The following is a 21,157-nucleotide window of genomic DNA, read 5'->3' as shown; positions in this document are numbered from 1 at the left end:
CATGCTGGACCTGCCGGAGCGCATTTCCGACTCGCTCATGGTGCTGGTCCATGGGCAGCGCGTGCTGGCGCACCTGGCGGTCGACGAGGCGCAGAAGCTGGTGCATGCCGGCGGCGAGCTGGCGCACTATGGCCTGGCGGGCATCCGGCCCGGCGACTCCGCCTGCGACCAGGTCCCCTTTCTCGAGGGCCTGCTGCCGCTGGCGGAGAACCCGTTCCTGCTTCGTTCCATGGAAATGCCCAGCGGGCGAGTGGCCGACGTCCACTTCTTCGCGGACGACGCCACGGTCTGGATCGTGCTGCTCGACGTGACGAGCGAACACGAGGAGGCGCAGCGGGTGCAGCAGAAGGCCTACGACATGACCCTGCTCAGCCAGCGCGAAGCCAGGCTGATCGAGCAGCTCGAGGCCGCCAACCTGGAACTCACGCGCGCGCATCGCGAGCTCGCCGCTTCGCGCGAAGCGCTGCAGCGCACCCACGACCGGTTGCAGCAGGAATTGCGCGATGCCGAGCGCTACGTTCTTTCCATCCTGCCGGCACCGTTGACGGAACCGATGACGGTCGACTGGCGCTTCGTGCCTTCGACCGAACTGGGCGGCGATTCCTTCGGCTATCACTGGATCGACGCCGATCACTTCGCGCTCTACCTCATCGATGTCTGCGGCCATGGCGTGGGCGCCGCCCTGCTCTCGGTGGCGGTCGCCGACACACTGCGCTCGGAGGCCCTGCCGCGGACCGATTTCCACCGGCCCGCGGAGGTGCTCGCCGCGCTCAACCTCGCCTACCAGATGGAGCGCCACAACGAGCTGTTCTGCACGGTCTGGTATGGCGTCTATCACCGCGGCAGCGGCCAGCTGCGCTACGCGTCTGCAGGCCACCCCCCGGCGGTCCTGGTGAGCGGGGCGCGCGAGTCACCCGGCGAATGCCAATCCCTGAAGGCAAGCGGCCCGTGTATCGGCCTTTCGCCGACTGCGCGCTACGGCGACGAACAGTGCGTCCTGCGGTCGCCCGCGCGGTTGTTCGTGTTCAGCGACGGGACTTACGAGATCACCCGGCCCGACGGGTCCATGCTGGCGTTCTCCGACTTCACCGACGTGCTCGCGCAGCCGGTGCGTGACGGACAGTGCGAGCTCGACAGGCTGCTCGACTACGCGCGGGACGTGCACGGGCCTGGCGTGCTCGAGGACGACTTCACCGTCATCGAGATGGCTCTGTGAGCGCGGTTTCGATGCGTGTTCCCGGCGCTCGCTCGGCTGGATGCAAATCGTCGCTGGGTGCAGCCCGTCAACCGTGCACCCGCCCCAGCTGCAGCTCCCTCAGCCGCTTCACGTCCCGTGCCGGCGGCGAGCCGAAGAAGCGGCTGTACTCCCGGTTGAACTGCGACTGGCTTTCATAGCCCACGCGGTGGCCGGCCGTGGCGGCATCCACGTTCTCGCCGAACATGATGCGGCGCGCCTCCTGCAGGCGCAGCTGCTTCTGGAACTGCAGCGGGCTCATCGCAGTGACGGCCTTGAAGTGGTGGTGCAGCGATGACACGCTCATGTGAACCTCTTCGGCGAGCGCCTCGACGCGCAGTGGCTCCTGGAAGCGTCGCGAGAGCACGCTGATGGCCTGGGTGATGCGCTGGCTGTGACTGTCCACCATCGCCATCTGGGCCAGGCGCCAGCCATCGGGCGACTTCAGCAGCCGGTACAGGATCTCGCGAATGACCAGCGGCGCCAGCGCAGGAAGGTCCTCGGGCGAAGCCAGCAGCTTGACCAGGCGCAGCACCGGGTCGAGCACCGCCGTGGACAGCTCGCCGGTGTAGATCCCACGCGGCGAGGCGCGCGCGGGAGCAGCCTCGCCGAGGCTGAATTCCAGCGCCGCGGCAGCGATGTCCTTCACGTCGAAGCTCAGCTTGAGGCCGAGATACGGCGCATCGGGCGACGCGTCGATCACCTGGCCCGACACGGGCAGGTTCTGCGCGACCACGAGGTACTGGCCGCTGTCGTAGATATAGACCTCGTCGGCCAGCAGCACGCGCTTGCTGCCCTGCGCGAGCACGCAGAAGGCCGGATCGTAGACCGCGTGCACCGGATGCTGCGATTGCGTGGCACGCGCAATCGACAGGCGCGGGACCGCGGTCGCGTGAAGGCCGTCGGCACCGCCGGCGAGCCGGTCGATCAATGCAGCAAGTTCGGCCCGCATGACGGTGACCTGCAACTGCTCCGAGGAGCGGTCCTCGTGCGGCGCTTTCTGGATGGATGTCAGCATGCGCGCAAGCTTAAGCAGCTCGCTGCCGTTTGTCTCGACCGCGGCTTGCGGGTTGCAGGATCGTGCAAACATGCGCAACGATCCTGCAACCCGCACCGGGCCCGCGCGCTACTGCCCGACGCGGAGCATGCCGCCGAGCACCCGGTGCTTGGACTGCTCGATGTGGGACATCATGCGCTCGAGCGCGCCTTCGGCATCCCCGTCGGCCAGGGCGCGAAGGAACTCGAGGTGTTCGCGCATGGCAGGCACGACCTGCACCGGGCGCATCGAATCCGCGTCGTACCGGATCAAGCGTACGTGCAGGCTGTTGACCCGATAGATCTCCGACAGGATCTCGTTGCCGATGCTGTCGACCATGCTGTCGTGCAGGCCCCAGTCGACCGCCTGCGCGTCCTTCTCGAGTGCATCGTCCGGCCGAGGCTGCAGTGCGCGCTCGAGGATGGCCTCATGGTCGGCAATGAGGCGCGCAATGGTCTCGGCACTGGCGACGCGCGCGAAGTGCACGACGGCTTCACGCTCCACCATCGCACGGACCTGCCAGGCGTTGCGGATCAGTTTCATGTCCACCGTGGCGATCTGCAACCCCCGCTTGGGAACCGCCTTGATGAGCCCGGCCGCCTCGAGCCTGGGCACCAGCTCGCGCACGGCGGCCAGTGGCATTTCGAGCAGCTGCATCAGCTCGCGCTGCGAGACGAACTGCCCCGGCCGGATCCGCGCGTCGATGATCTGCTGGCGAAACCCCTGGTAGGCCCGGTTCCGCTGAGTGACCGGCTCGGGTTCGGGGCCCCGGCGCGAAGACGCTTTCTGCAACTCGGAGGGCGCGATGGCGGAGGTGTTCATGCCCGGATGGTACGGGCAAACATGTTTCAGGGAAGCGCTGATGGACAACCTAGGGTTATCACTAGCACCTTTCTAACATGTTAGTCGGGTTATAGTCCGGTGCAAGCACGGACCATCACGCGGCGCATCGCTGCCGCACCGCTGAGCCGTTTCACCACCGCAAACCTGGAGCCTTTTCATGGGTCTTGATCTCTCGGGCGTCATTCCGCCCCTCGTCACCCCCTTCACCGCCGACGGCGACATCGATGAAGCCGCATTCCGCAAGGTCATCCGCTTCAACCTCGACAAGAAGGTGCACGGACTGTGCCCCGGCGGCAGCAGCGGCGAAGGCCATACGCTCACGATCGACGAGTTCAAGCGGCTCCTGGAAATCACCAGGGAGGAAGTCGCGGGCGCCGTGCCGGTCGTCGCCGGCATCATTTCCAACAGCACGCGCGATGCGATCAACCGTGCCAAGGCGATTTCGCACCTGCCTGTCGCGGCGCTGCAGGTCACGCCCGTGCACTACCTCTTCAAGCCCGACGAGGACGCGACCTTCCGGCACTTCAAGGCGCTGACGGAGGCCGTGGACATCCCGGTCATCATCTACAACGTCGTGCCCTGGAACTACCTGAACCCGGCGCAGATGATCCGGCTGATGAAGGAACTGCCCGGCGTGCAGGGCATCAAGCAGAGCCAGGGCGACCTGAAGCTCATGGCCGACCTGCTCCTGGGCGTGCCCCAAGGCTGCAAGGTCTTCTCCGCCGTGGATGCGCTGCTGTATTCGTCGTTTGCACTGGGCGCGCACGGCACGATCGCTGCGACCCCGGCCGCGCTGCCGGGCGTCTGCGTCGCGCTGTGGAACGCCGTGCAGGCAGGCGACCATGCCAAGGCTTTGGAGATGCACAAGTCGATGCTGGCGTTCTGGAACGCGGTCGTGGCCGACAACCTGCCTGCAAACCTGAAGACCTCCATCACGCTGCAAGGCTGCAACGCGGGCCTCCCGCGCGCGCCGATGCCGCCGACGAGCGAGGCACAGCTCGCAAAGATCAAGAGCGCGCTCGACGACGTCCTGCGTTTCGACAACTGATGCGCAAACCAGGTCCCCTCGACACAGGTATCGGAGACAGGCAATCATGAACATTCAACGTCGCAAACTGCTGAACCTCGGCGCAGTCACTGCCGCCGGCAGCCTCCTGGGCACGAGCGCCTGGGCGCAGGCATTCCCCAACAAGCCGGTCACGCTCGTCGTGCCCTTCACGCCGGGCGGCAACACCGACATCGTCGCGCGCACGGTGGCGGTCGCCCTGGGCAAGGTGCTGGGCCAGTCGGTGATCGTGGACAACCGTGCCGGCGCGGGCGGCTCCATTGGCGCGATGCAGGTCGCACGTGCCGCCGCCGACGGCTACACGCTGCTGCTGTGCGGGGCCGGCGTGATCGTCACTGTCCCGGAGATGGTCAAGACCAGCTACAGCCGGTCGAGCTTCGCGCCGATCGGGCTCGTGAACAAGAGCTCGATGGTGCTGCTGTCGCGCAAGAACGAGACCCGCTTCAAGAACTTCAAGGAACTCGCCGCCTATGCACGCTCGGGCGACGGCAAGCTGATCGCCGCCCACTCCGGGCCGGGCACGCCGAACCATCTTGCGCTGCTGCAGCTGGAGAGCCTGCTCAAGACGAAGTTCACCGTCGTCAGCTACAAGGGTTCGGGCCCGGCGCTGGTCGATCTGATCGGCGGCCAGGTCGACGTGCACTTCGACCAGGTCACGAGCTCGCTCCAGCATGTGAAGGCCGGCACGCTGCAAGCGCTGGCCGTCCTCGGCCCGGCGCAGGACCCCTCGCTGCCCGGCGTGCAGACGGTGGCCGAGCAGGGTTTCGGCGAGCTCGACGGCACCACCTACGTCGGTGTGCTGGCGCCTAGCGGAACCCCGAAGGATGTGCAGGACAAGCTCGCTGCCGCGCTCGCCCAGGCCGTCAAGGACCCGCAGACGGTCAACAGCGCCCGGGAGCTCGGGAGCGTCGCCTTCTCCGGTACGCCGCAGGAATTCGCGCGCATCCTCGACGCCGAATACGCGCTGGCCACCCAGGCCACCAAGGACGGCCGGCTCAAGGCGGACTGAACCGGTGAAGAAGATCCTCAACGCCTCCGGAGATTAGGTCGACGAGATGCTCGACGGCCTGTGCATGGCCCACCCCGAGCTGCAGCGCCGCGGCGATGGCGGACGCTCGTAGGGCGCTATGCCACCTCGATGGAAATGGCCGGCGCTTCGCTCAGCTCCGGCCGAGTGTCCATTCTGGAGGGTGCGTTGATGCTGAACGCAGCGCGACTCGCGGCCGCCCTGCGCCAATGGTGCGCCGGCGTGCATGCCGCGGCAGTCGAACTTAACGCACTCGACCATCGGGCTCGACGAACCCGGCATGGTCGCGTTGCCAACGGATGATCGACAGCCTGTAAGTGGCCGCGCTGCCAGCGCCATTGCCTCGTCACGAATGGAGTGCAATTGCGAAGCGCATTCGCTCGCAGAATTACCGTTCCGGGACACCAGTTTTGCAGGGCTCGCCAATAAGATTAAAGTCGAGTCTTCTTCACATCCTGGAATTCAAACCGAATGACTCAGAGTTACGAGCAGATTCAGAAGCAGATCGAGACTCTCCAGCGTCAGGCTGAAAAGCTTCGCGTGCGAGAAATCGATGAAGTCGTCGCCCGTATCAAGGTCGCCATCGAGCACTATGGGCTCAGCGCCGAGCAACTGGGCTTTGGCGCTTCAACCAACGGCGCGAAGAGGAATGCGAAAAAGGCAGCCCCCGTCCGCGTGGCGAAATACAGCGATGGCCAGGGCAATTCCTGGTCAGGCATGGGGAAGCGGCCAGGCTGGCTGCGCACTGCACTCGACGGCGGCAGGACACTCGAGGAATTCGCCACACAAGGCGCCTCACCGGCAACGGCAGGCGGCAAGCGCAAGGCGGCAAAGAAGCGCAAAGCGAAGATTGCCTATAAGGATGATGCCGGGCATACATGGTCCGGCATGGGCCCGAAGCCTCGCTGGTTGAAAGAAGCGCTCGATGCGGGAAAGACGCTCGACCAAATGATGGCCTGACGAAGAATCTTGCCCGCACGTCCCTTCACGGCCGTCGGGCTCGATCCTGAATGGATGCTGACCTGACCCGAGGTCCTGCAAGCTGAGCGCCGCGACCGCGATCAGCATAGATTGATCCGCAAGGAGCCCCTTGCTCCCATCTCTGCCCCTGCGAGTCCACACATGCTGCGCCTCTATGACAGCCGCTTCTCCGGCAACTGCTGGAAAGTCCGCATCCTGCTGAACCAGCTCGGAATTCCGATCGAGCGGGTGACGCTCGATCTCGCCAAAGGGGAAGCCGCCGATGCGTCGTTCCAGCAGAAGAGCCGCTTTGGGCGCGTCCCGGCACTCGAACTGGAGGACGGCCGCACACTGGTCGAATCGGCAGCCATCCTGCTCTATCTGGCCGAGGGCACCCGATTCATCCCCGAGGACCTGTTCCTGCGGGCGGAGATGCTGGGCTGGTTGTTTTTCGAGCAGGCGGATCTTCAAAAGCCGATCGCGACACCACGCGTCTATCACCTGCGGGGCCTGGCGGCCGAGATGGCGGATGAGATCGCCCGTTTCCAGAAGGACGGCAACGCCGCGCTCGCGAAACTCGAGCACTGGCTCGACAAGCACACCTGGTTGGTCGGCGAGCGCTACACGCTCGCCGACCTGGCAGTCTCATGCTATGTGTCGCTTGCCGGGCAAGGCGGCTACGACATGGCCCGCTACCCGGCCATCCAGGCGTGGACGGCCCGCGTCAGCGAGCAGCCCGGGTGGGTTCCGCTGCTGAGCGGCGAATGACCTGCCTTCTCAGGCGACGGTGACGCCGTTCGGCGTGCCGCGCAAGGCCCTGGCGACGGTGGCGACCCGCCGCCCCTGGAAGCGGGCCACGTCGAGGTGCTCGGAATCGGGCTCGACGGTGTCGAGCTTCGAGACGTGCGTTGCGCCATAGGGCGTGCCTGCCTTGAACATCGCGGCATCGGCATAGCCCAGCGGAACAATGATCAGCCCCAGGTGTGCCATCGGCGTGTACATCGACAGCAAGGTCGACTCGTTGCCGCCATGCAGCGACGAGGTCGCGCCGAAGGCCGAGCCCACCTTCCCATTGAGCTTGCCCTGGAACCACAGTCCCCCGAGCCCATCGATGTAGACCTTGAGCTCTGAAGAGATGGAGCCGAAGCGCGTCGGCGTGCCCAACACGATCGCATCGGCCCATTCGGCATCGGCTTCGGTCGGCGCCTCGTACCGTGCGTTCATCTGTTCCGCGCGCTCGGTCCAGCCGGGCGACTGCTGCATGACGGCCGGACTGACCACTTCGCGCGCCCGCCGCAGCCGCACCTCGGCGCCCTCGCCTGCCGCGCCTTCGGCGATCGCCCTGGCCAGCAGCTCCGTCGAGCTGTTGCGCGAGTAGAAGGCGACCAGGACCTTGGGTTTGAAGATCGCGTTCATACCGAGATGGGCTCCAGCCGGCCGAGCAGTTCTTGCTTGCGCTCTTCAAGCCATGGCGGCAACTGGAACTCTTCGCCGAAGTGACCCGGCTCCTCGTCGATGGCAAACCCGATGTCGGTGGTGGCCGCCTCGAAGATCACGCCGCCCGGCATCTTGAAATACATCGAACGGAAGTAGTTCCGGTTGACCGACTCGGAGGTGTCGATGTAGCCCATGCCCATCAGCTTGTCCTTGATCTGCATCTGCTGCTCCTGGCTGTCGACCGCGAAGGCGACATGGTGGATGGTGCCTTCGCCATAGATCGACGATCCCTGCAGGCGATCCGGCTCGTGAAGAAACTCGACGATGGTGCCGGGCGCGCCGCCCTGCGTCTCGAAACGGTGGTAAGGCCCCGCCTCGCCCGCATAACGAAAGTCGATGGCTTCCTGCATGAAGGTGATGGACTCGGCAACCTCCCGCAACGACAGCGTGATGCTGTGCACGCCACGGATCGCGAACGCTTCGGGAATGTCATTGGCCAGGCACGGCAAACGTTGATCGCGGTCCGACGCAACCAGGTCGAACTCGATGCCGCAGGGGTGATGAAAGCGCTGGCGCTGCTCCCCGAAACGATCGACCACCTCCTTGTCGAAGGCAATGCCATGGGTCGCAAAGCGCTCGCGCCAGAAGTCCAGCGAACCCGCGGGCACAGAGTAGTTGATGACTCGGATCTGGCCCGAGCCGCGCCGTCCCTTCACGCCTTTCTGGCTGAAGGGAAACGACGTGACGAGCGTTCCGGCATCGCCCTTCGGGTTGCCGTAGTAGAGGTGATAGATCGGGTCTTCCCCGTCCAGCAGCACGGTCTTCTTGACCAGGCTCTGGCCGAGCAGCTTGACGTAGAAATCCACGTCCTCCTGCGCACCGCTGACGCAGGCGGTCAGGTGATGAAAGCCTTTGATGATCGACATCCGGGTTCCTTGTTGAGTGGTTTGGGTGGGTGAAGCGCTGAATGCATTCAGGCGGCGATGAAGGTGGTGAACTCCTCGACCTCCAGCTTGTGCAGGGCCATGCGGTTCTCCGGCATGCTGTTGTCCGCATAGCCGAGCGACATTCCCGCGACGACCATCTCGTCCTCGGGAATTCCGAGCTCGGCGCGAAGCACCGGGTACTGCAGCGACCAGATCTGCTGCGGGCAGGTGTCCAGGTCCCGTGCCTTGGCAGCGAGCATGATGTTCTGCAGGAAGCAGCCGTAGCAGATGAAGCTGGCCCATTCCAGGCGCCGGTCCATCGTGAAGATGATTCCGACCGGCGCATCGAAGAAGAGGAACTGCCGCTCCACGTCCCGCATGCGGCCCGCCTTGTCGCTGCGGTGCACGCCCTGCGCGTCGCCGAGCTGGCCGCGGAAGGTGTTGAAGCGCGACGAGTAGGGATCGGGCAGCGGCTGCGGGAAGAAGGGGTACTCGGGGGCGAGTTTCTCGGGCCCGGCGCGGAACGCCTCGACGGCCGCCGTGGTCACACGATTGCGCGCCTCGCCCGTGACCACGTAGCAGCGCCACGGCTGCGTATTGCTGGAGCTGGGCGCGTACTTTGCGACAGAGAGGATGTCCCTCACTGTCCCGATGGATACCGGGCGTTCGAGGAAGCCGCGCTTGGTGCGGCGCTCGCAAATGAGTTCGTCGATGAGCGAGTTCATTGAAGTGTCTCCATCCGTGGGTGGTGGTGGTCGTGAGCGGCTGCGATCGACCAGGCGGAGCAAATCGTATGAACCGCGGGCACGCTTGAGAAGCCGGCGCGGCTTGCACGCAAGGTTGCGGATTCCTGGACGATGGCCGGTTCGTGGCGCCGCGGCGATATGCTCGCCGCGATTCCTCCCCGACACGGCACACCGATGCTCGATCTCAAGGACGTCTACTACTTCGTGCAGGTCGTCGACCGCGGCGGCTTCACCTCGGCCGGCCAGGCACTGCGCCTGCCCAAATCGACACTGAGCCATCGCGTGCAGGAACTCGAGGCATCGCTTGGCGTGCGGCTGCTCAACCGGACCTCGCGCCAGTTCGGCACGACCGACATCGGCAAGGAGTTCTACCAGTACGCCGTCGCGATGCTGCGCAGCTCGGACATCGCCGAAGAGGCCATTCGACAGCGACTCGGCGAACCCAGCGGGGTGATCCGCATCACGACCGCAGTGGAGATCGCGCAGTTCGCCTTGCGGGACCTCCTGCCGGTTTTCCTCAACCGCCATCCCAAGGTCCAGATCGTCGAGATTGCGACGGACAGGCTGGTCGACATCGTGGGCGAGGGCTTCGACCTGGCCATTCGCGGGCATACGGTGCCGCTTCAGAACTCGACACTCGTGCAGCGCGCCATTGCGAGCGTGCCCTGGTACCTCTTTGCCAGCCCGGCCTACCTGGCGAAGATGAAGGAACCGCAAAGCCCGGAAGACCTCCTGCACCATGCGAGCATCTCGATCGTGCGAAACGGCCCGGTGCAGTGGCAGCTGAAGGGGCCTGGCGGCAAGGAGTTCGTCGTGGCCATGGCCCCGCGCTTCCAGAGCAACAACATGGTGTCCCTCAAGGAAGCTGCCTGCACCGGGCTCGGCATCGCGGCATTGCCGGGCTACATCTGCCGAAGCGAAATCGCGGCAGGTTCGCTGCGCCAGATCCTGCCCGGATGGATCGCCGCCGATGCGCGCCTCGCGGCGCTCATTCCCTACCGCACCGGCCTGCTGCCCGCCGTGCGGTCGCTGGTGGATTTTCTGGCTGTCGAGATTCCGAAGGTGACCCACTTCGGCGGCCACTGACGCTCGTGCAGCCATCGTCCAGAACATTGGACGCAGAGTCCTTGCCGAGGTAGCCCCAGCACGGCACGAGCGCCTTTATCGTCGCGGTCCACCGACTCCATCGGATCAGGACTGCCGACATGAACCATCTGAACTGCCTGCCGCAAGACGCGGTGTTCTGGGGCGAGAACACGCTGACCCATGCGCTCCCGCGCATCGGGGACTACGGCATCGAGCGGCCGATCCTCTTCACTGTCGAACCGCTCGAAGCGCTGGCCCGCGACCACGTCGAGCCGCACCTCGACGGCATGGCCGGCCGCTTCCTCGACCTGCCCGCGCATGTGCCGGACGTGGCCGTGCAAGCGGGGCTCGAGGCCTGCCTGCGCTCGAATGCGCGCGCCATCGTGGGACTCGGCGGCGGCTCGGTGCTCGACGCCGCCAAGGCGGTCTCCCACCTGCATCACGGCCGGACCGGCAGGTATCTCCCGATCGTCGCGCTGCCGACGACGCTCTCGGGCTCGGAGTTCTCGCACTACTTCGGCATCACCGAGACCGACGGGCGGCAGAAATTCAAGCGCAGCTACGCGGTACGCGAGACCACGCCGAAGGTCGTGCTCATCGATCCGCTGCTGGTGCGCGGCACCCCGCGGGCGCTGCTGCTGTCGTCCGCCATCAAGGGCATCGACCACGCGGTCGAGGGCATGCGCAAAGTGATGCCGAGCCATCCGCACGCGGTCATGGCGGCCAGCGGCGTGGACCGCTTTCTCCGGGTCCTCGAGAAGTGGCCCGCCAGGCTCGAGACGCGCCAGGCCCTCGAGGCAGGGCTCGTGACCGACGACGACCTGCTGCAGCTGCAGCTCGGCGCCTGGCAGTGCTATTTCTCGCCGGCCTCCGTGGTCTATGGATTGAGCCACCGCATCGGCCACATCCTGGGCGGCAGCTTCGGCCTGCCGCACAGCGCGACCTCGTGCATCACCCTCGCGCCGGTCATCCAGGCGTGCGCCCCTTTCTACGGTGACAAGCTCGAAGCCCTGTCTCCCGGTGGGCCGGGCGCGGCGGCGCGGCTGGCAGGGCGCATCGCCGCGGCCGTCGAGGCGCTCGGCTTGCCGAGCCGCGTGTCCGGGTTCGACCTCGACCGTGCGAAGCTGCCGGAAGTGGCCGCGCTGCTCAAGGCCAACTATCCCCAGGAGGTCGCGGATCTCGGCGACGACGCACCCACGCGCCTCGATGCGCTCCTGGAGCGCCTGTGGTGAGCCCGCACGCGCCGCGCGCCGCGCCATCGCTGCGGCAATCGCTGGACGATCTCGGCGCTGGCCGGATGAGCGCAAGCGAGCTCGTGCGCGACACGCTGCAGCGGGCCGACGACACGCAGCGCAGGCTGAACGCCTTTGCCGTCATTCCGCGCGAACTGGCCATGGCCGCGGCGGACGCGAGCGACCGCCGGTACGCCGACGGCACGCAGCGCCCGCTCGAAGGCCTGCCCATCGGCGTCAAGGACCTGATCGACACCCAGGGGATCGAAACGCGCTACGGATCGCCGGCCTTCGTCGGCAACATTCCTTCGGCGGACGCTGCGGTCGTGCGCACGCTCGTGGAACAAGGTGCGATCGTTGTCGGCAAGACGACCACGCACGAATTCGCCTGGGGCGTCACCACGGCGAGCGCGGCGTTCGGCGACACGCTCCATCCGCTCGACGCCGGTCGCATTCCGGGCGGCTCGAGCGGCGGCGCGGCCGTGGCCATCGCCGATGGTGTGATGGCCGCCGGGCTGGGTACGGACACGGGAGGCTCCGTGCGCATTCCCGCCGCGCTCTGCGGTGTTACCGGATTCAAGCCGAGCTACGGTGCGCTGCCGACCGAGGGCGTCTTTCCACTGGCCGCGAGCCTCGATCATCCGGGTCTGCTCGGCGCCAGTGTCGGCGACGTGAGCGTTCTTGCCGAGGCGCTGCGCATCGTCGGCCGCAGCGACACAGCGGATGAATTCGATGGCGCACGGGTCGGTGTGATCTGCGGCATCCCTTCGCTGCCGCCGGCCACGAACGTCGCATGCGCATTCGCCATCGCAGCGGATGCGCTGTCCTCTGCCCTCCGTCTCGAGGAGTTGAACCCGGGGGATCTCTTCAGCGGCAGCTTCGATGCGTTCGCGCGCATCGTGCTGGCCGAAGGCGCACTCGTCCACTTCGCGAGAAGAGACCCGGACTGGATCGCCTCGCACTACGGCGAGGAGACCGTCGAACGGCTCACCCATGCGAGGGCGACGCGAGTGGAGGACTACGCGTTGGCACAACAGGCGCGACGAATGTTCACGGCGGGGCTCGAGCGCCTCATGGGCAGGCACCGCTTCATCGTGCTGCCCGCCACACCGTGCAGCGCGCCGCTCGTCGGCGAGACAAGGCTGGCGATCGGCGGCTGGACCGGCAGCGTGCGCGAAGCCCTGATGACCTATACGGCGCCCTTCAACCTTGCCGGCTGCCCCGCCATTTCGATCCCGCTGCGCCGAAGTACCGGCGCGCTCCCGGTCGGGCTGCAGGTCGTCGGCCGCCGCGGCGATGACGCCGCACTGCTGCGGATCGCAAGGCAGATGGAGCGAGTGCTGCATCCACCCCATCGATCTGCCTGCCTGCCATGCCAGGCCGATCGTGAATCGTCGACCTGCCAGCCGCACAGAAAAGGAGAAACGAGATGACACACCCGTTGATGACGATGGCCGCTTCCGCCCGCGCCGCCATCCAGGACCCAGGCCGCACCACGGTCGTGGGTGACAGCGCGAATCCGCGCTTCGAGCTGTTCCACGCTGCGAGCTCTCTCTGCTCGCAGAAGGTGCGCACGGTGTTGTACGAGAAGGCGCTGCCCTATCGCTCGAACGACATGCTCATCCTCAGTTCGATGGGACCGGCCGGCCTCGTGCCGGCCGAGCACTACAGCCCGGCCTACATCCGCCTGCGGCTGATCGCTGCGCGCGAGCTGGATCTGGAATTCGTGAGCGGCTACAGCGGGCGCACCTCGGTCCAAACCGAAGGCTTCGACCCTTGCGTGGTGCCATTGCTCGTCGACTACCAGGCAGGTCGCGTGGTGGCGGATTCGCGGCGGATCTGCTGCTATCTCGATGCGGTCTCGCACGCGCCGGTCCGGCTCGTGCCGGACGACCCCGAAGCGCGCACAGAGGTGATGCGCCAGGTCGGCATTGTCGACAGGATTCCGAATGGAGCATTGCTCTACGGCTTTCATCCTGATGCCGACCGGCGGCCCAATCCGCTCAAGTCATCCATGGAGACGGTCTACGACTACAAGATCATGGCGCTGGAGCGATTGATCGCTACCCATCCCGACGACGCCGAGCTGGTTGCCGCCTGCCGCGCCAAGATCGCGAAGGAGAGTGGCGGCAAGAAGGTATGCCGCGACCCTGCGTTTCAGCGTGCATCTCGCCAGCACGCGGGCGATCTCTTGAAGGCCCTGGAACGAGACCTCGCGGCGAAGTCGTTCTCCTGCCTGTGGGGTAACGCCTTTTCGCTCGCCGACGTGCTGTGGGGCGTCAATCTTGTCCGCCTCAACTATCTCGGGCTGGGCTCCCTGTGGGCAGGGCTTCCCCACGTCGAGCGCTACTTCGACACGCTCACCCACCGGCCTTCGCTTTGCAAGGAAGCGGTCCAGGCATCCGTCCAGTCGATGCCGCACTCTGCGTACATGAAAGCCGTCGCGGACTGCGCCGCTGTCACCGCGGCTTGAACTCGTCGGCACCCCGTGAACACAACCAGGAGCACGAAATGAGCGATACCGATACCCTCCAGAGCCTCGCGAACGCCGAAGCGCCGCGCACGGCCGCCGGCCAGACGCCCTACAGCGCATGGATCCAGACCGACGTGCTTCACTCGCTGCAGCGCACGGTCAGCGACCATCCGGGCGAGCATGCGTGGATCGTCCACGTGCAGGTGTCCGAGCTCTACTGGATGCTCATCATCAAGGAGATCCAGACCGCACAGACGTACCTGCGCGCCGACGACCTGGCCCAGGCCCGGCGGACCTTGCGGAGGGTGGTTGCCCATCAGGAGCCGCTGGACGCGATCTGGCGTTCCATCGCGTGGATGACGCCCAACGACCTGCTCGCCATCCTGTCGCGCGCGGCGGCGACGCACGGCAAGGACACGGCGCTGCAGGGATGGACCTACCGGCACATGGCCTATCTGCTGGGCATCAAGCAGGCGGAGCATCTGCAGCACTTCGCTCCCCAGCCTCAGCGCCTCGCCCAGCTCACCAAGGCACTGGCCGAGCCGAGCCTCTACGACGACGTGCTGGCCTGCTTCGCACGCCTGGGCATGGAGGTGCCGCGTGCCTGGCTCGAGCGCGACCTGAGCGCACGCTACGTGCCCAGCAAAGAGGTCGAGCAGGTCTGGCGCAACATCTATGCAGACCCGGACAGGCACCTCGAACTGCAGCAGCTCGGCGAGACGCTCGCCGATATCGCAGAGGGTTTCACGCACTGGAAGTACCGCCACCTGATGGCAACGCGCCGGACCTTCGGCGCCAGGCCGGCGTACTTCGGCACCGAAGGCATCGCCTGGCTGGCGCCCACGATGGACGAGATCCCGTTCCCCGAGCTCTGGTCGGCTCGCACCTTCATTGGTGATCCGCAGCCGGGTTCGCTCGCGGTGTGCCCGCACATGTCCAGGCGATGACGGCGCGGTCCGGGGCCCTTATTCAGGCTGCGCGTCCAGCGCGGCCGCGCGAATCCGGCCCCGCTCGCTGTGCAGCATGTAGAGCCCCGAGCCGACCAGCAGCGCAATTCCCAGCCAGGCCCACCCGCTGGGGACCTCGCTCCATACGGCGTAGCCCAGCAGCATGGCGAAGAGAACGGCCGTGTAGCGGAAGGGCGCCGTCAGCGAGACCTCACCGGAGCGCATGCATTGCACCAGCAGGAAATAGCCCGATGCCAGGAAGCCTGCCGCGACGCCCAGCAAGCCCAGGTCGCGCAGCGCGAATGACTGCCAGCCGCTCACCAGGGTCAGGCAGCCGGCCAGCAAGGTGACGGCCAAGGCCGTGGCAAGGGTGATGATGACGGACGGAATGGCCCGATCGATACGCCGCGTCATCAGGTCGCGCGTGGCGTGGAACAGCGTGCCGCCCAGGCACAGCAGCGCCCACGCGTTGAAGCCTTCCCCGTTGGGCTGGACCACGCAGAGCACGCCCACGAAGCCCAGCACCACGGCGGACCAGCGCGCCACCCCGGCGCGCTCGCCCAGGAAAAGCACCGCGAACACCGTCATGAAGAGCGGCGCAGCGAGGTTGATGGCGGTGGCGTTCGCAATCGGCAGCCGGAACAGCGACAGCAGGTACATCATGGTCGCGCAGGCGTCGACCGTGCCGCGAAGCGCCACCAGCGGATTCAGCACCGCGCTCGCGTGGCGCAGCGCGCCCAGGCGCCGTGCGACCAGCAGCACCAGCGCCGAGGCCATCAACCCGCGCACGAAAATCAGCTGCGCCGAGGGCATGGACTGGCTGACGTACTTGACCAGCGCATCGTTGAGCACGAAGCAGCACATCGCACCGATCATCATGGCGATGGCGCGCCCGTTGACGCGGGCGGGGGACAGGGAGGAGAGGAGCTGCGCGGCCATGAGACCTCGAAAAAAGGCCCGCACGAGGCGGGCCTGAAAGGGTTGGTCCTTGATGCCCACCCGGGAGAAACCAGAACGAAGATTAGTAGGATGTTTCCTACAAATCAAGTCCGGAGAAAGTTCGCGTTCCGGCTTGTTACACATGTCCCGGACCACTGAGGTCGAGCCGCGGTGCCGCCACCTTGCCGTGCTCGAGTTCGAGGGCGAAATGCACCTGCCGGCCGTCGACAAAGAGCTGGAGCTTGAGTCCCGCCGCGATCTCGTCGCATGCCAGCTGCGCGCCCTTCCACTTCGCGACTGCGTTGCGGGCCGCCAATGAAGCCATCTCGACCGCCAGCCCGCGGCCCACGGCCTCGGAGCGCAGGCCTACCGCATTGCGGCCTTCGCTGCGTCCCTCCATCTGCACCTGGAGGCCCGGCACGGCGAAGCGCCCATCGCCCAGTTGCACTTCGCCCGACAGCGCGGTGCGGCCCAGCAACAGGCGGGCCTGCTCCGTCAATCCCTGGCCCTGGCCGCCGCGCCCCTGGCGCAGCATCGATTGGGCGAAGGGCTGCAGCTCCAGCTTCCCGCGTTCGGAGACCCACGGACTCAGCAAGGCGCCGCGACGCTCGAATTCCACGCCTGCGATGGGTGCCGACGTGAACTGGTAGAGATAGCTGCGACCATTCGGCGCATCGACATAGAGGCCCAGCCGGCTCACGCCCATGCGGGAATCAGGCCCCACGTGCTCGACCGTCGCGTCGTTGAAGTCGATCTGCCCGTGCCGTATGGGCACGGTCACGTCGGCGTCGAACAGCAGGTGCGCGTCGGTGATCTTCCCGCGGATGGTCCCGTCGGCCTCGCCGAGGGGGCCGAGGCACCAGGCATCGGCTGCAGCCTGGCGCGCCGTGACCTCGGCAGGTGCTGCTGCCCGGCCCGGTCCCGGCAAGCCGTCCCACACCTGCTGGAGCTGCGGCGACATGCTCAGCGGACCCTGCAGCTTCACGCCCGAGAACTCGGCCTCTGCCGCTGCGAGTGCCGAGAGACGCGGCACGCCGGCCTCGACACGCACCTGGCCGGCCAGTTCATGCAAGGCGATCCGGCCGATCTCCAGCATGAGGGCGCCCGATGCGAGCCGAAGCGCTGTCGCCTCGAGTTTGCGGATCCGGACATCGATCGCTCCCGCCTGGCCGGGATGCCAGGTGACGCCCTCGACCGCGCAGCGGTTGGAAGCCGACTTGTCGGAAGGCCCGAGTTCAAGGCCGAGCACGAGATCGATGAGTGATGCCGCGAGTGGGACGGTCATGCGGCTTTGTACCGCATCGGATGCGAGTGCCCGGGCAGGACTGCGCGCCGCGCTGCGCACCGGTCTGATCGCTGGCGCAATGGCCAGACGGACTTCTTCATCTCTTCCTTTCTGGTTCAGCCGCGTCTCCATCCCCGCGCTCGCGAGCGCGACGCTTGCGTTCGTGGATGGCGCCCTGCAATGCCGCATGGCTGCGCTTGGCCGCTGCTTCGCAGCGTTCATGAAGCACGGCGAGTTGCTTGTCGGTCAGCTTCTCGATGCCGATGAATTCGTCGCCGGCACTCGATGAACGGATCAGTTCGTCGAGCTTGGTCTGAAGCGCGACGCCATCGCGGTTCTGCGTGTTCTGGATCAGGAACACCATCAGGAAGGTGATGATGGTGGTCGCGGTATTGATGACCAGTTGCCAGTTTTCAGAGAAACCAAAGAGGGGACCTGAAACCGCCCAGCCGATGACCAAGGCAACACAAAAAAGAAAGGCGAACGGACTGCCGGCGGCACGCGCGGTCGCGTTGGCGAAAGAGGCAAAGAACTTGTCCATGGGTTCATGCTGGGATGCTTTTGAACCAGCGTGGCGCATTCGCAGGCCAAAGGCGGTCGTCCATTTCCCACAGAAGCACGCTGAAAATTCCCACGGCGCTGTGAGTCGCAACCCATTTGTTCAGGCGCTTGCACCACCGCTGGCCGAAGTCATCCGCTACGAGCGCTCGTCGGCCAGCGCGTGATCCCGGTTGACCGCGTGCGACAGCAGATTCTGCCGTCGCGACCCGCACAACCGCAGCCTGCTTTGTGCAAGCCCCTCATTGAAGCACCGGCTCGCAGGGCGTGCAGCCTAGACTTTTGGACATCCAAAAGGCCAGGCCCCAGCCCCTTCATGCCCTACCCCTCGCACCACCCGGCATCCGTGGCCACGCCTGCGCAGAGATCGCAATGAACAATCCTCACAACATTTCCGAAGGGCCCACTCCATGAACGCCTCCGTCATCGAGCACTTCAAGAGAGCTGGTCATCTGGATCGCATGTTCATCGGCGGCGAGTGGGTCCTGCCGGAAACGCTGGCGCGCGTCGGCGTGGTCGACCCTTCGACCGAAGAGACTGTCGCGGAGATCGCACTGGGCAGTGCAAGAGATGTCGATGCAGCGGTGGCACAGGCGCGAAGCGCCTTCACCACCTGGTCGGTGAGTCCGGTCCAGGGCAGGGCCTTGCTTCTCGATCGCGTCCACGCGCTGATCCTCGAGCGCGCAGAACTGTTCGCCCAGGCGATCTCGCTGGAGATGGGCGCTGCCATCTGCTTTGCGCGCAGCACGCAGGTGCCATCTGCGGCACAGCACATCCGCGTGGCACGGGACAACCTGACCCGCTATCCGTTCATCACCCATCGCGGGGACATGGCCATCGTGCGCGAGGCCATTGGCGTCTGCGGCCTGATCACACCGTGGAACTGGCCGCTCTATCAGATCACCGCCAAGGTCGGACCAGCCCTGGCAGCCGGATGTACGGTCGTCTTGAAGCCCAGCGAGCTGTCGCCACTGAGCGCCCTGCTCTTCGCCGAAGTGATGCACGACGCCGGCATCCCCCCGGGCGTCTTCAACCTGGTGAACGGCAATGGTCCGGAGGTCGGTGCCGCCTTGGCTTCGCATCCGGACGTGGACATGATCTCGATCACCGGTTCGACGAGGGCCGGTGTCCTCGTTGCCCAGGCCGCCGCCCCGACGGTAAAGCGCGTGGCCCAGGAGCTCGGCGGCAAATCTCCCAACCTCATCCTGCCGGATGCGGACCTCGCGCGTGCCGTACCGCCAGGCATCGCGGCCGCCTTTCGCAACGTCGGCCAATCCTGCAGTGCACCGACCCGCATGATCGTGCCCCGCGAGCGTCTCCGGGAGGTCGAGCGGATCGCGCTCGAAGCGGTGTCGGGCATCGTCGTGGGCGATCCGCGTTCGCAGCAGACGACCCACGGCCCGGTGGCGAATCGCGCGCAGTTCAATCGGGTGCAGGAAATGATCGGCATCGGAATCGCCGAAGGCGCGCGACTCATCTGCGGCGGCGCCGGCCGGCCCGAGGGCTCGAGCCGCGGCTTCTACTGCCGTGCGACCATCTTCACCTCGGTGCAGTCTCACATGCAGATCGCGCAGGAGGAGATCTTCGGCCCGGTGCTCGCGATCATTCCCTATGACAGCGTGGACGAAGCGGTGGAGATCGCCAACGACACCGTCTACGGCCTGGGCGCCCACGTGCAAGGCCATGACCTCGGCGCGGCACGTGCCATCGCGGCGCGCATCCGCTGCGGGCAGGTGCACATCAACTACCCGGCCTGGAATCCCCATGCCCCCTTCGGCGGCTACAAGCGCTCGGGAAATGGCCGCGAGTACGGCCTGGAGGGCTTCGAGGAGTACCTGGAAACCAAAGCCATTCTGGGCTCCCAGGATGCCCCTGCCGCACCGACGCGAAATCCCGAGAGCCAGGCTTTCGATGAGTCGAACGGACTTTGAATCACCAGCGAGATCCATCATGTCCCCTCCGCTGCAACACATCCAGACTTCGCCCACGCTGCCGGCCTCGGCCGATGTCGTCGTGATCGGCGGCGGGATCATCGGTGTCTTTACCGCCTACTACCTGGCCAAGCGCGGCGTTTCGGTCGCCCTGGTGGAAAAGGGCAGGATCGGCGCCGAGCAGTCCAGCCGCAACTGGGGCTGGTGCCGCCAGCAGAACCGCGACGCGCGCGAACTGCCGATCGCAAGCAAGAGCCTGGATCTCTGGGAACGGTTCGCCGCCGACAGCGGCGAAGACACGGGCTTCCATCGCTGCGGGCTCCTGTACCTCAGCAACGACGAAGCCGAAATTTCCCGCTGGGCCCACTGGCGCGATTTCGCGAAAACCGCAGGCGTGACGACCTACATGCTGAGTGGCCGCGAAGCCGCCGAGCGCGGGGAGGCCACCGGCCGCGCCTGGAAAGGCGGCGTTTTCTCGCCGAGCGACGGCACTGCCGATCCCGCCAAGGCTGCGCCGGCCGTGGCCGCTGCGCTCATCAAGCTCGGGGGCAGCATTCATCAGAATTGCGCAGCCCGCGGCATCGAGACGGAAGGTGGGCGGGTCAGCGGTGTCATCACGGAAGCCGGTGTCATCAAGACCAGGACGGCCGTGCTCGCCGGTGGCGCCTGGGCGTCCTCGTTCTGCCGGCAGCTCGGCATCCGTTTTCCCCAAGCCTCGGTCCGCCAATCCATTCTCAGCGTGTCCCCCGTGGAACATCGCTTGCCGGATGCCCTGGTGAGCGCGGGCGTGTCCGCCACGCGTCGCAACGACGGACGCTACGCACTGGCCATCAGCGGCCGCGCGCGCGTGGACGTGACGCCGCAGTTCATGCGCTTTGCCCCGCAGTTCCTGCCGATGTTCGCCAAGCGCTGGCGCAGTCTTCTGCCGGGAGGCCTGGAAGGCATTCGTGGCGGACATGAAACGCTGAAGCGGTGGCGGCTCGATGCGCCGACCCCGATGGAGCATGTGCGCATCCTGGACCCGAAGCCGGATCTGGCGGCGGTCAGGGAGACCCATCGGCGCGCCGTCGAACTGCTGCCCCAGCTTCGCGATGCCAGGATCACGCACGCCTGGGCAGGCTTCGTCGACAGCACGCCGGACGGTGTTCCGGGCATCGGCGAAGTGCCGTCGATGCCGGGCTTCATCCTGGCCGCTGGTTTTTCCGGACACGGCTTCGGCATCGGCCCTGGCGCTGGCCACCTGATCGCGGACCTTGCCACCGGTGCCGAACCGATTGTTGATCCCGCGCCGTACAGGCCGGGGCGGTTCAGCGGCTCCGCCTGGGGCAAGGTCGCTGACTTCTAGGCTGCGCCTGCGCTGGCTTCCAGGCTGCGCCTGGGTCGCGACAACCGGCAGCGAAGCCGCATTCGTCGCGCGAGCGATGTGGCCCG

20 protein-coding genes are annotated in these 21,157 nt (G+C 66.3%); 12 read left to right on the top strand and 8 right to left on the bottom strand.

Going from position 1 to position 21,157, the window contains the following annotated elements:
• The first annotated feature begins 1 nt into the window (after position 1).
• Positions 2-1,216 carry a PP2C family protein-serine/threonine phosphatase gene (locus tag G3W89_RS05845; RefSeq protein WP_162573203.1) on the top strand — a complete coding sequence of 405 codons (1,215 nt, stop codon included), beginning with the start codon at positions 2-4 and terminating at the stop codon, positions 1,214-1,216.
• 67 nt (positions 1,217-1,283) lie between these two features.
• On the opposite strand, the gene G3W89_RS05840 is transcribed toward G3W89_RS05845, so the two are convergent.
• Both G3W89_RS05840 and G3W89_RS05835 read right to left on the bottom strand, forming a co-directional pair.
• The gene (locus tag G3W89_RS05840; protein WP_232076365.1) at positions 1,284-2,324 is read right to left on the bottom strand and encodes an AraC family transcriptional regulator; all 1,041 of its coding nucleotides are present in this window, start codon (positions 2,322-2,324) and stop codon (positions 1,284-1,286) included.
• A 36-nt stretch (positions 2,325-2,360) separates the two neighbouring features.
• A complete protein-coding gene (locus G3W89_RS05835) occupies positions 2,361-3,092 on the bottom strand; it encodes a GntR family transcriptional regulator (protein WP_162573202.1) in 732 nt (243 codons plus the stop codon).
• A gap of 178 nt (positions 3,093-3,270) precedes the next feature.
• Here G3W89_RS05835 and G3W89_RS05830 point away from each other — a divergent pair, with 178 nt between their 5' ends.
• The 4 genes from G3W89_RS05830 (at position 3,271) to G3W89_RS05815 (ending at position 6,934) form a co-directional block, all read left to right on the top strand.
• Positions 3,271-4,161, top strand: coding sequence for a dihydrodipicolinate synthase family protein (locus G3W89_RS05830; protein WP_162573201.1), 891 nt, complete (start codon positions 3,271-3,273; stop codon positions 4,159-4,161).
• A 46-nt stretch (positions 4,162-4,207) separates the two neighbouring features.
• Positions 4,208-5,188: a Bug family tripartite tricarboxylate transporter substrate binding protein gene (locus tag G3W89_RS05825; RefSeq protein WP_162573200.1), complete on the top strand. Its 981-nt coding sequence runs from the start codon at positions 4,208-4,210 to the stop codon at positions 5,186-5,188.
• 489 nt (positions 5,189-5,677) lie between these two features.
• A complete protein-coding gene (locus tag G3W89_RS05820) occupies positions 5,678-6,166 on the top strand; it encodes an H-NS family nucleoid-associated regulatory protein (RefSeq protein ID WP_162573199.1) in 489 nt (162 codons plus the stop codon).
• A gap of 162 nt (positions 6,167-6,328) precedes the next feature.
• Positions 6,329-6,934, top strand: coding sequence for a glutathione S-transferase family protein (locus tag G3W89_RS05815; RefSeq protein ID WP_162573198.1), 606 nt, complete (start codon positions 6,329-6,331; stop codon positions 6,932-6,934).
• Positions 6,935-6,943: 9 nt separating this feature from the next.
• Here G3W89_RS05815 and wrbA read toward each other — a convergent pair whose 3' ends face one another.
• From wrbA to G3W89_RS05800, 3 genes are read right to left on the bottom strand one after another with little or no spacing between them, the layout of a single operon-like run.
• Positions 6,944-7,573 (bottom strand): NAD(P)H:quinone oxidoreductase, encoded by a 630-nt coding sequence (gene wrbA / locus G3W89_RS05810; protein ID WP_162577345.1) that lies wholly within the window; start codon positions 7,571-7,573, stop codon positions 6,944-6,946.
• Between the two features lie 5 nt (positions 7,574-7,578).
• Positions 7,579-8,529: a ring-cleaving dioxygenase gene (locus G3W89_RS05805; protein ID WP_162573197.1), complete on the bottom strand. Its 951-nt coding sequence runs from the start codon at positions 8,527-8,529 to the stop codon at positions 7,579-7,581.
• A gap of 47 nt (positions 8,530-8,576) precedes the next feature.
• Entirely contained in the window at positions 8,577-9,254 is a 678-nt protein-coding gene (locus G3W89_RS05800; RefSeq protein WP_162573196.1) for a nitroreductase, read from the bottom strand.
• 195 nt (positions 9,255-9,449) lie between these two features.
• Here G3W89_RS05800 and G3W89_RS05795 point away from each other — a divergent pair, with 195 nt between their 5' ends.
• From G3W89_RS05795 to G3W89_RS05775, 5 genes are all read left to right on the top strand, one after another.
• Entirely contained in the window at positions 9,450-10,361 is a 912-nt protein-coding gene (locus G3W89_RS05795) for a LysR substrate-binding domain-containing protein (protein WP_162573195.1), read from the top strand.
• A gap of 119 nt (positions 10,362-10,480) precedes the next feature.
• Positions 10,481-11,593, top strand: a complete 1,113-nt coding sequence (locus G3W89_RS05790; protein WP_162573194.1) for an iron-containing alcohol dehydrogenase — start codon at positions 10,481-10,483, stop codon at positions 11,591-11,593.
• Positions 11,590-13,026: an amidase gene (locus G3W89_RS05785; protein WP_232076363.1), complete on the top strand. Its 1,437-nt coding sequence runs from the start codon at positions 11,590-11,592 to the stop codon at positions 13,024-13,026. The genes G3W89_RS05790 and G3W89_RS05785 overlap by 4 nt, the downstream gene beginning before the upstream one ends.
• The gene (locus G3W89_RS05780) at positions 13,023-14,066 is read left to right on the top strand and encodes a glutathione S-transferase family protein (RefSeq protein ID WP_162573193.1); all 1,044 of its coding nucleotides are present in this window, start codon (positions 13,023-13,025) and stop codon (positions 14,064-14,066) included. Before G3W89_RS05785 ends, G3W89_RS05780 begins: the two co-directional genes overlap by 4 nt.
• Before the next feature lie 38 nt (positions 14,067-14,104).
• Complete coding sequence (locus G3W89_RS05775) at positions 14,105-15,013, top strand: tryptophan 2,3-dioxygenase (protein ID WP_162573192.1); 909 nt, start codon at positions 14,105-14,107, stop codon at positions 15,011-15,013.
• Between the two features lie 18 nt (positions 15,014-15,031).
• On the opposite strand, the gene G3W89_RS05770 is transcribed toward G3W89_RS05775, so the two are convergent.
• The 3 genes from G3W89_RS05770 to G3W89_RS05760 form a co-directional block, all read right to left on the bottom strand.
• Positions 15,032-15,952, bottom strand: a complete 921-nt coding sequence (locus tag G3W89_RS05770; protein ID WP_162573191.1) for a DMT family transporter — start codon at positions 15,950-15,952, stop codon at positions 15,032-15,034.
• 136 nt (positions 15,953-16,088) lie between these two features.
• Complete coding sequence (locus tag G3W89_RS05765) at positions 16,089-17,237, bottom strand: hypothetical protein (RefSeq protein WP_162573190.1); 1,149 nt, start codon at positions 17,235-17,237, stop codon at positions 16,089-16,091.
• A gap of 97 nt (positions 17,238-17,334) precedes the next feature.
• Positions 17,335-17,778 carry a low affinity iron permease family protein gene (locus tag G3W89_RS05760; protein ID WP_162573189.1) on the bottom strand — a complete coding sequence of 148 codons (444 nt, stop codon included), beginning with the start codon at positions 17,776-17,778 and terminating at the stop codon, positions 17,335-17,337.
• A gap of 427 nt (positions 17,779-18,205) precedes the next feature.
• On the opposite strand from G3W89_RS05760, the gene G3W89_RS05755 reads away from it, so the two are divergent.
• Positions 18,206-19,726 (top strand): aldehyde dehydrogenase family protein, encoded by a 1,521-nt coding sequence (locus G3W89_RS05755; RefSeq protein WP_162573188.1) that lies wholly within the window; start codon positions 18,206-18,208, stop codon positions 19,724-19,726.
• Positions 19,727-19,745: 19 nt separating this feature from the next.
• Positions 19,746-21,071 carry an NAD(P)/FAD-dependent oxidoreductase gene (locus tag G3W89_RS05750; protein WP_162573187.1) on the top strand — a complete coding sequence of 442 codons (1,326 nt, stop codon included), beginning with the start codon at positions 19,746-19,748 and terminating at the stop codon, positions 21,069-21,071.
• The last annotated feature ends 86 nt before the right edge of the window (positions 21,072-21,157 follow it).

It is taken from the genome of Variovorax sp. PBL-H6, assembly GCF_901827155.1.
Classification (GTDB): Bacteria; Pseudomonadota; Gammaproteobacteria; order Burkholderiales; family Burkholderiaceae_C; genus Variovorax.
Note: the sequence above shows the minus strand (reverse complement) of the source record. Positions and strands in the feature narration are given on the sequence as shown.

Coding starts and splice junctions, on each gene's coding strand:
- G3W89_RS05845 (WP_162573203.1), top strand. CDS start 2: ATGCTGGACCTGCCGGAGCGCATTTCCGACTCGCTCATGGTGCTGGTC.
- G3W89_RS05840 (WP_232076365.1), bottom strand. CDS start 2,324: ATGTTTGCACGATCCTGCAACCCGCAAGCCGCGGTCGAGACAAACGGC.
- G3W89_RS05835 (WP_162573202.1), bottom strand. CDS start 3,092: ATGAACACCTCCGCCATCGCGCCCTCCGAGTTGCAGAAAGCGTCTTCG.
- G3W89_RS05830 (WP_162573201.1), top strand. CDS start 3,271: ATGGGTCTTGATCTCTCGGGCGTCATTCCGCCCCTCGTCACCCCCTTC.
- G3W89_RS05825 (WP_162573200.1), top strand. CDS start 4,208: ATGAACATTCAACGTCGCAAACTGCTGAACCTCGGCGCAGTCACTGCC.
- G3W89_RS05820 (WP_162573199.1), top strand. CDS start 5,678: ATGACTCAGAGTTACGAGCAGATTCAGAAGCAGATCGAGACTCTCCAG.
- G3W89_RS05815 (WP_162573198.1), top strand. CDS start 6,329: ATGCTGCGCCTCTATGACAGCCGCTTCTCCGGCAACTGCTGGAAAGTC.
- G3W89_RS05805 (WP_162573197.1), bottom strand. CDS start 8,529: ATGTCGATCATCAAAGGCTTTCATCACCTGACCGCCTGCGTCAGCGGT.
- G3W89_RS05800 (WP_162573196.1), bottom strand. CDS start 9,254: ATGAACTCGCTCATCGACGAACTCATTTGCGAGCGCCGCACCAAGCGC.
- G3W89_RS05795 (WP_162573195.1), top strand. CDS start 9,450: ATGCTCGATCTCAAGGACGTCTACTACTTCGTGCAGGTCGTCGACCGC.
- G3W89_RS05790 (WP_162573194.1), top strand. CDS start 10,481: ATGAACCATCTGAACTGCCTGCCGCAAGACGCGGTGTTCTGGGGCGAG.
- G3W89_RS05780 (WP_162573193.1), top strand. CDS start 13,023: ATGACACACCCGTTGATGACGATGGCCGCTTCCGCCCGCGCCGCCATC.
- G3W89_RS05775 (WP_162573192.1), top strand. CDS start 14,105: ATGAGCGATACCGATACCCTCCAGAGCCTCGCGAACGCCGAAGCGCCG.
- G3W89_RS05770 (WP_162573191.1), bottom strand. CDS start 15,952: ATGGCCGCGCAGCTCCTCTCCTCCCTGTCCCCCGCCCGCGTCAACGGG.
- G3W89_RS05765 (WP_162573190.1), bottom strand. CDS start 17,237: ATGACCGTCCCACTCGCGGCATCACTCATCGATCTCGTGCTCGGCCTT.
- G3W89_RS05760 (WP_162573189.1), bottom strand. CDS start 17,778: ATGGACAAGTTCTTTGCCTCTTTCGCCAACGCGACCGCGCGTGCCGCC.
- G3W89_RS05755 (WP_162573188.1), top strand. CDS start 18,206: ATGAACGCCTCCGTCATCGAGCACTTCAAGAGAGCTGGTCATCTGGAT.
- G3W89_RS05750 (WP_162573187.1), top strand. CDS start 19,746: ATGTCCCCTCCGCTGCAACACATCCAGACTTCGCCCACGCTGCCGGCC.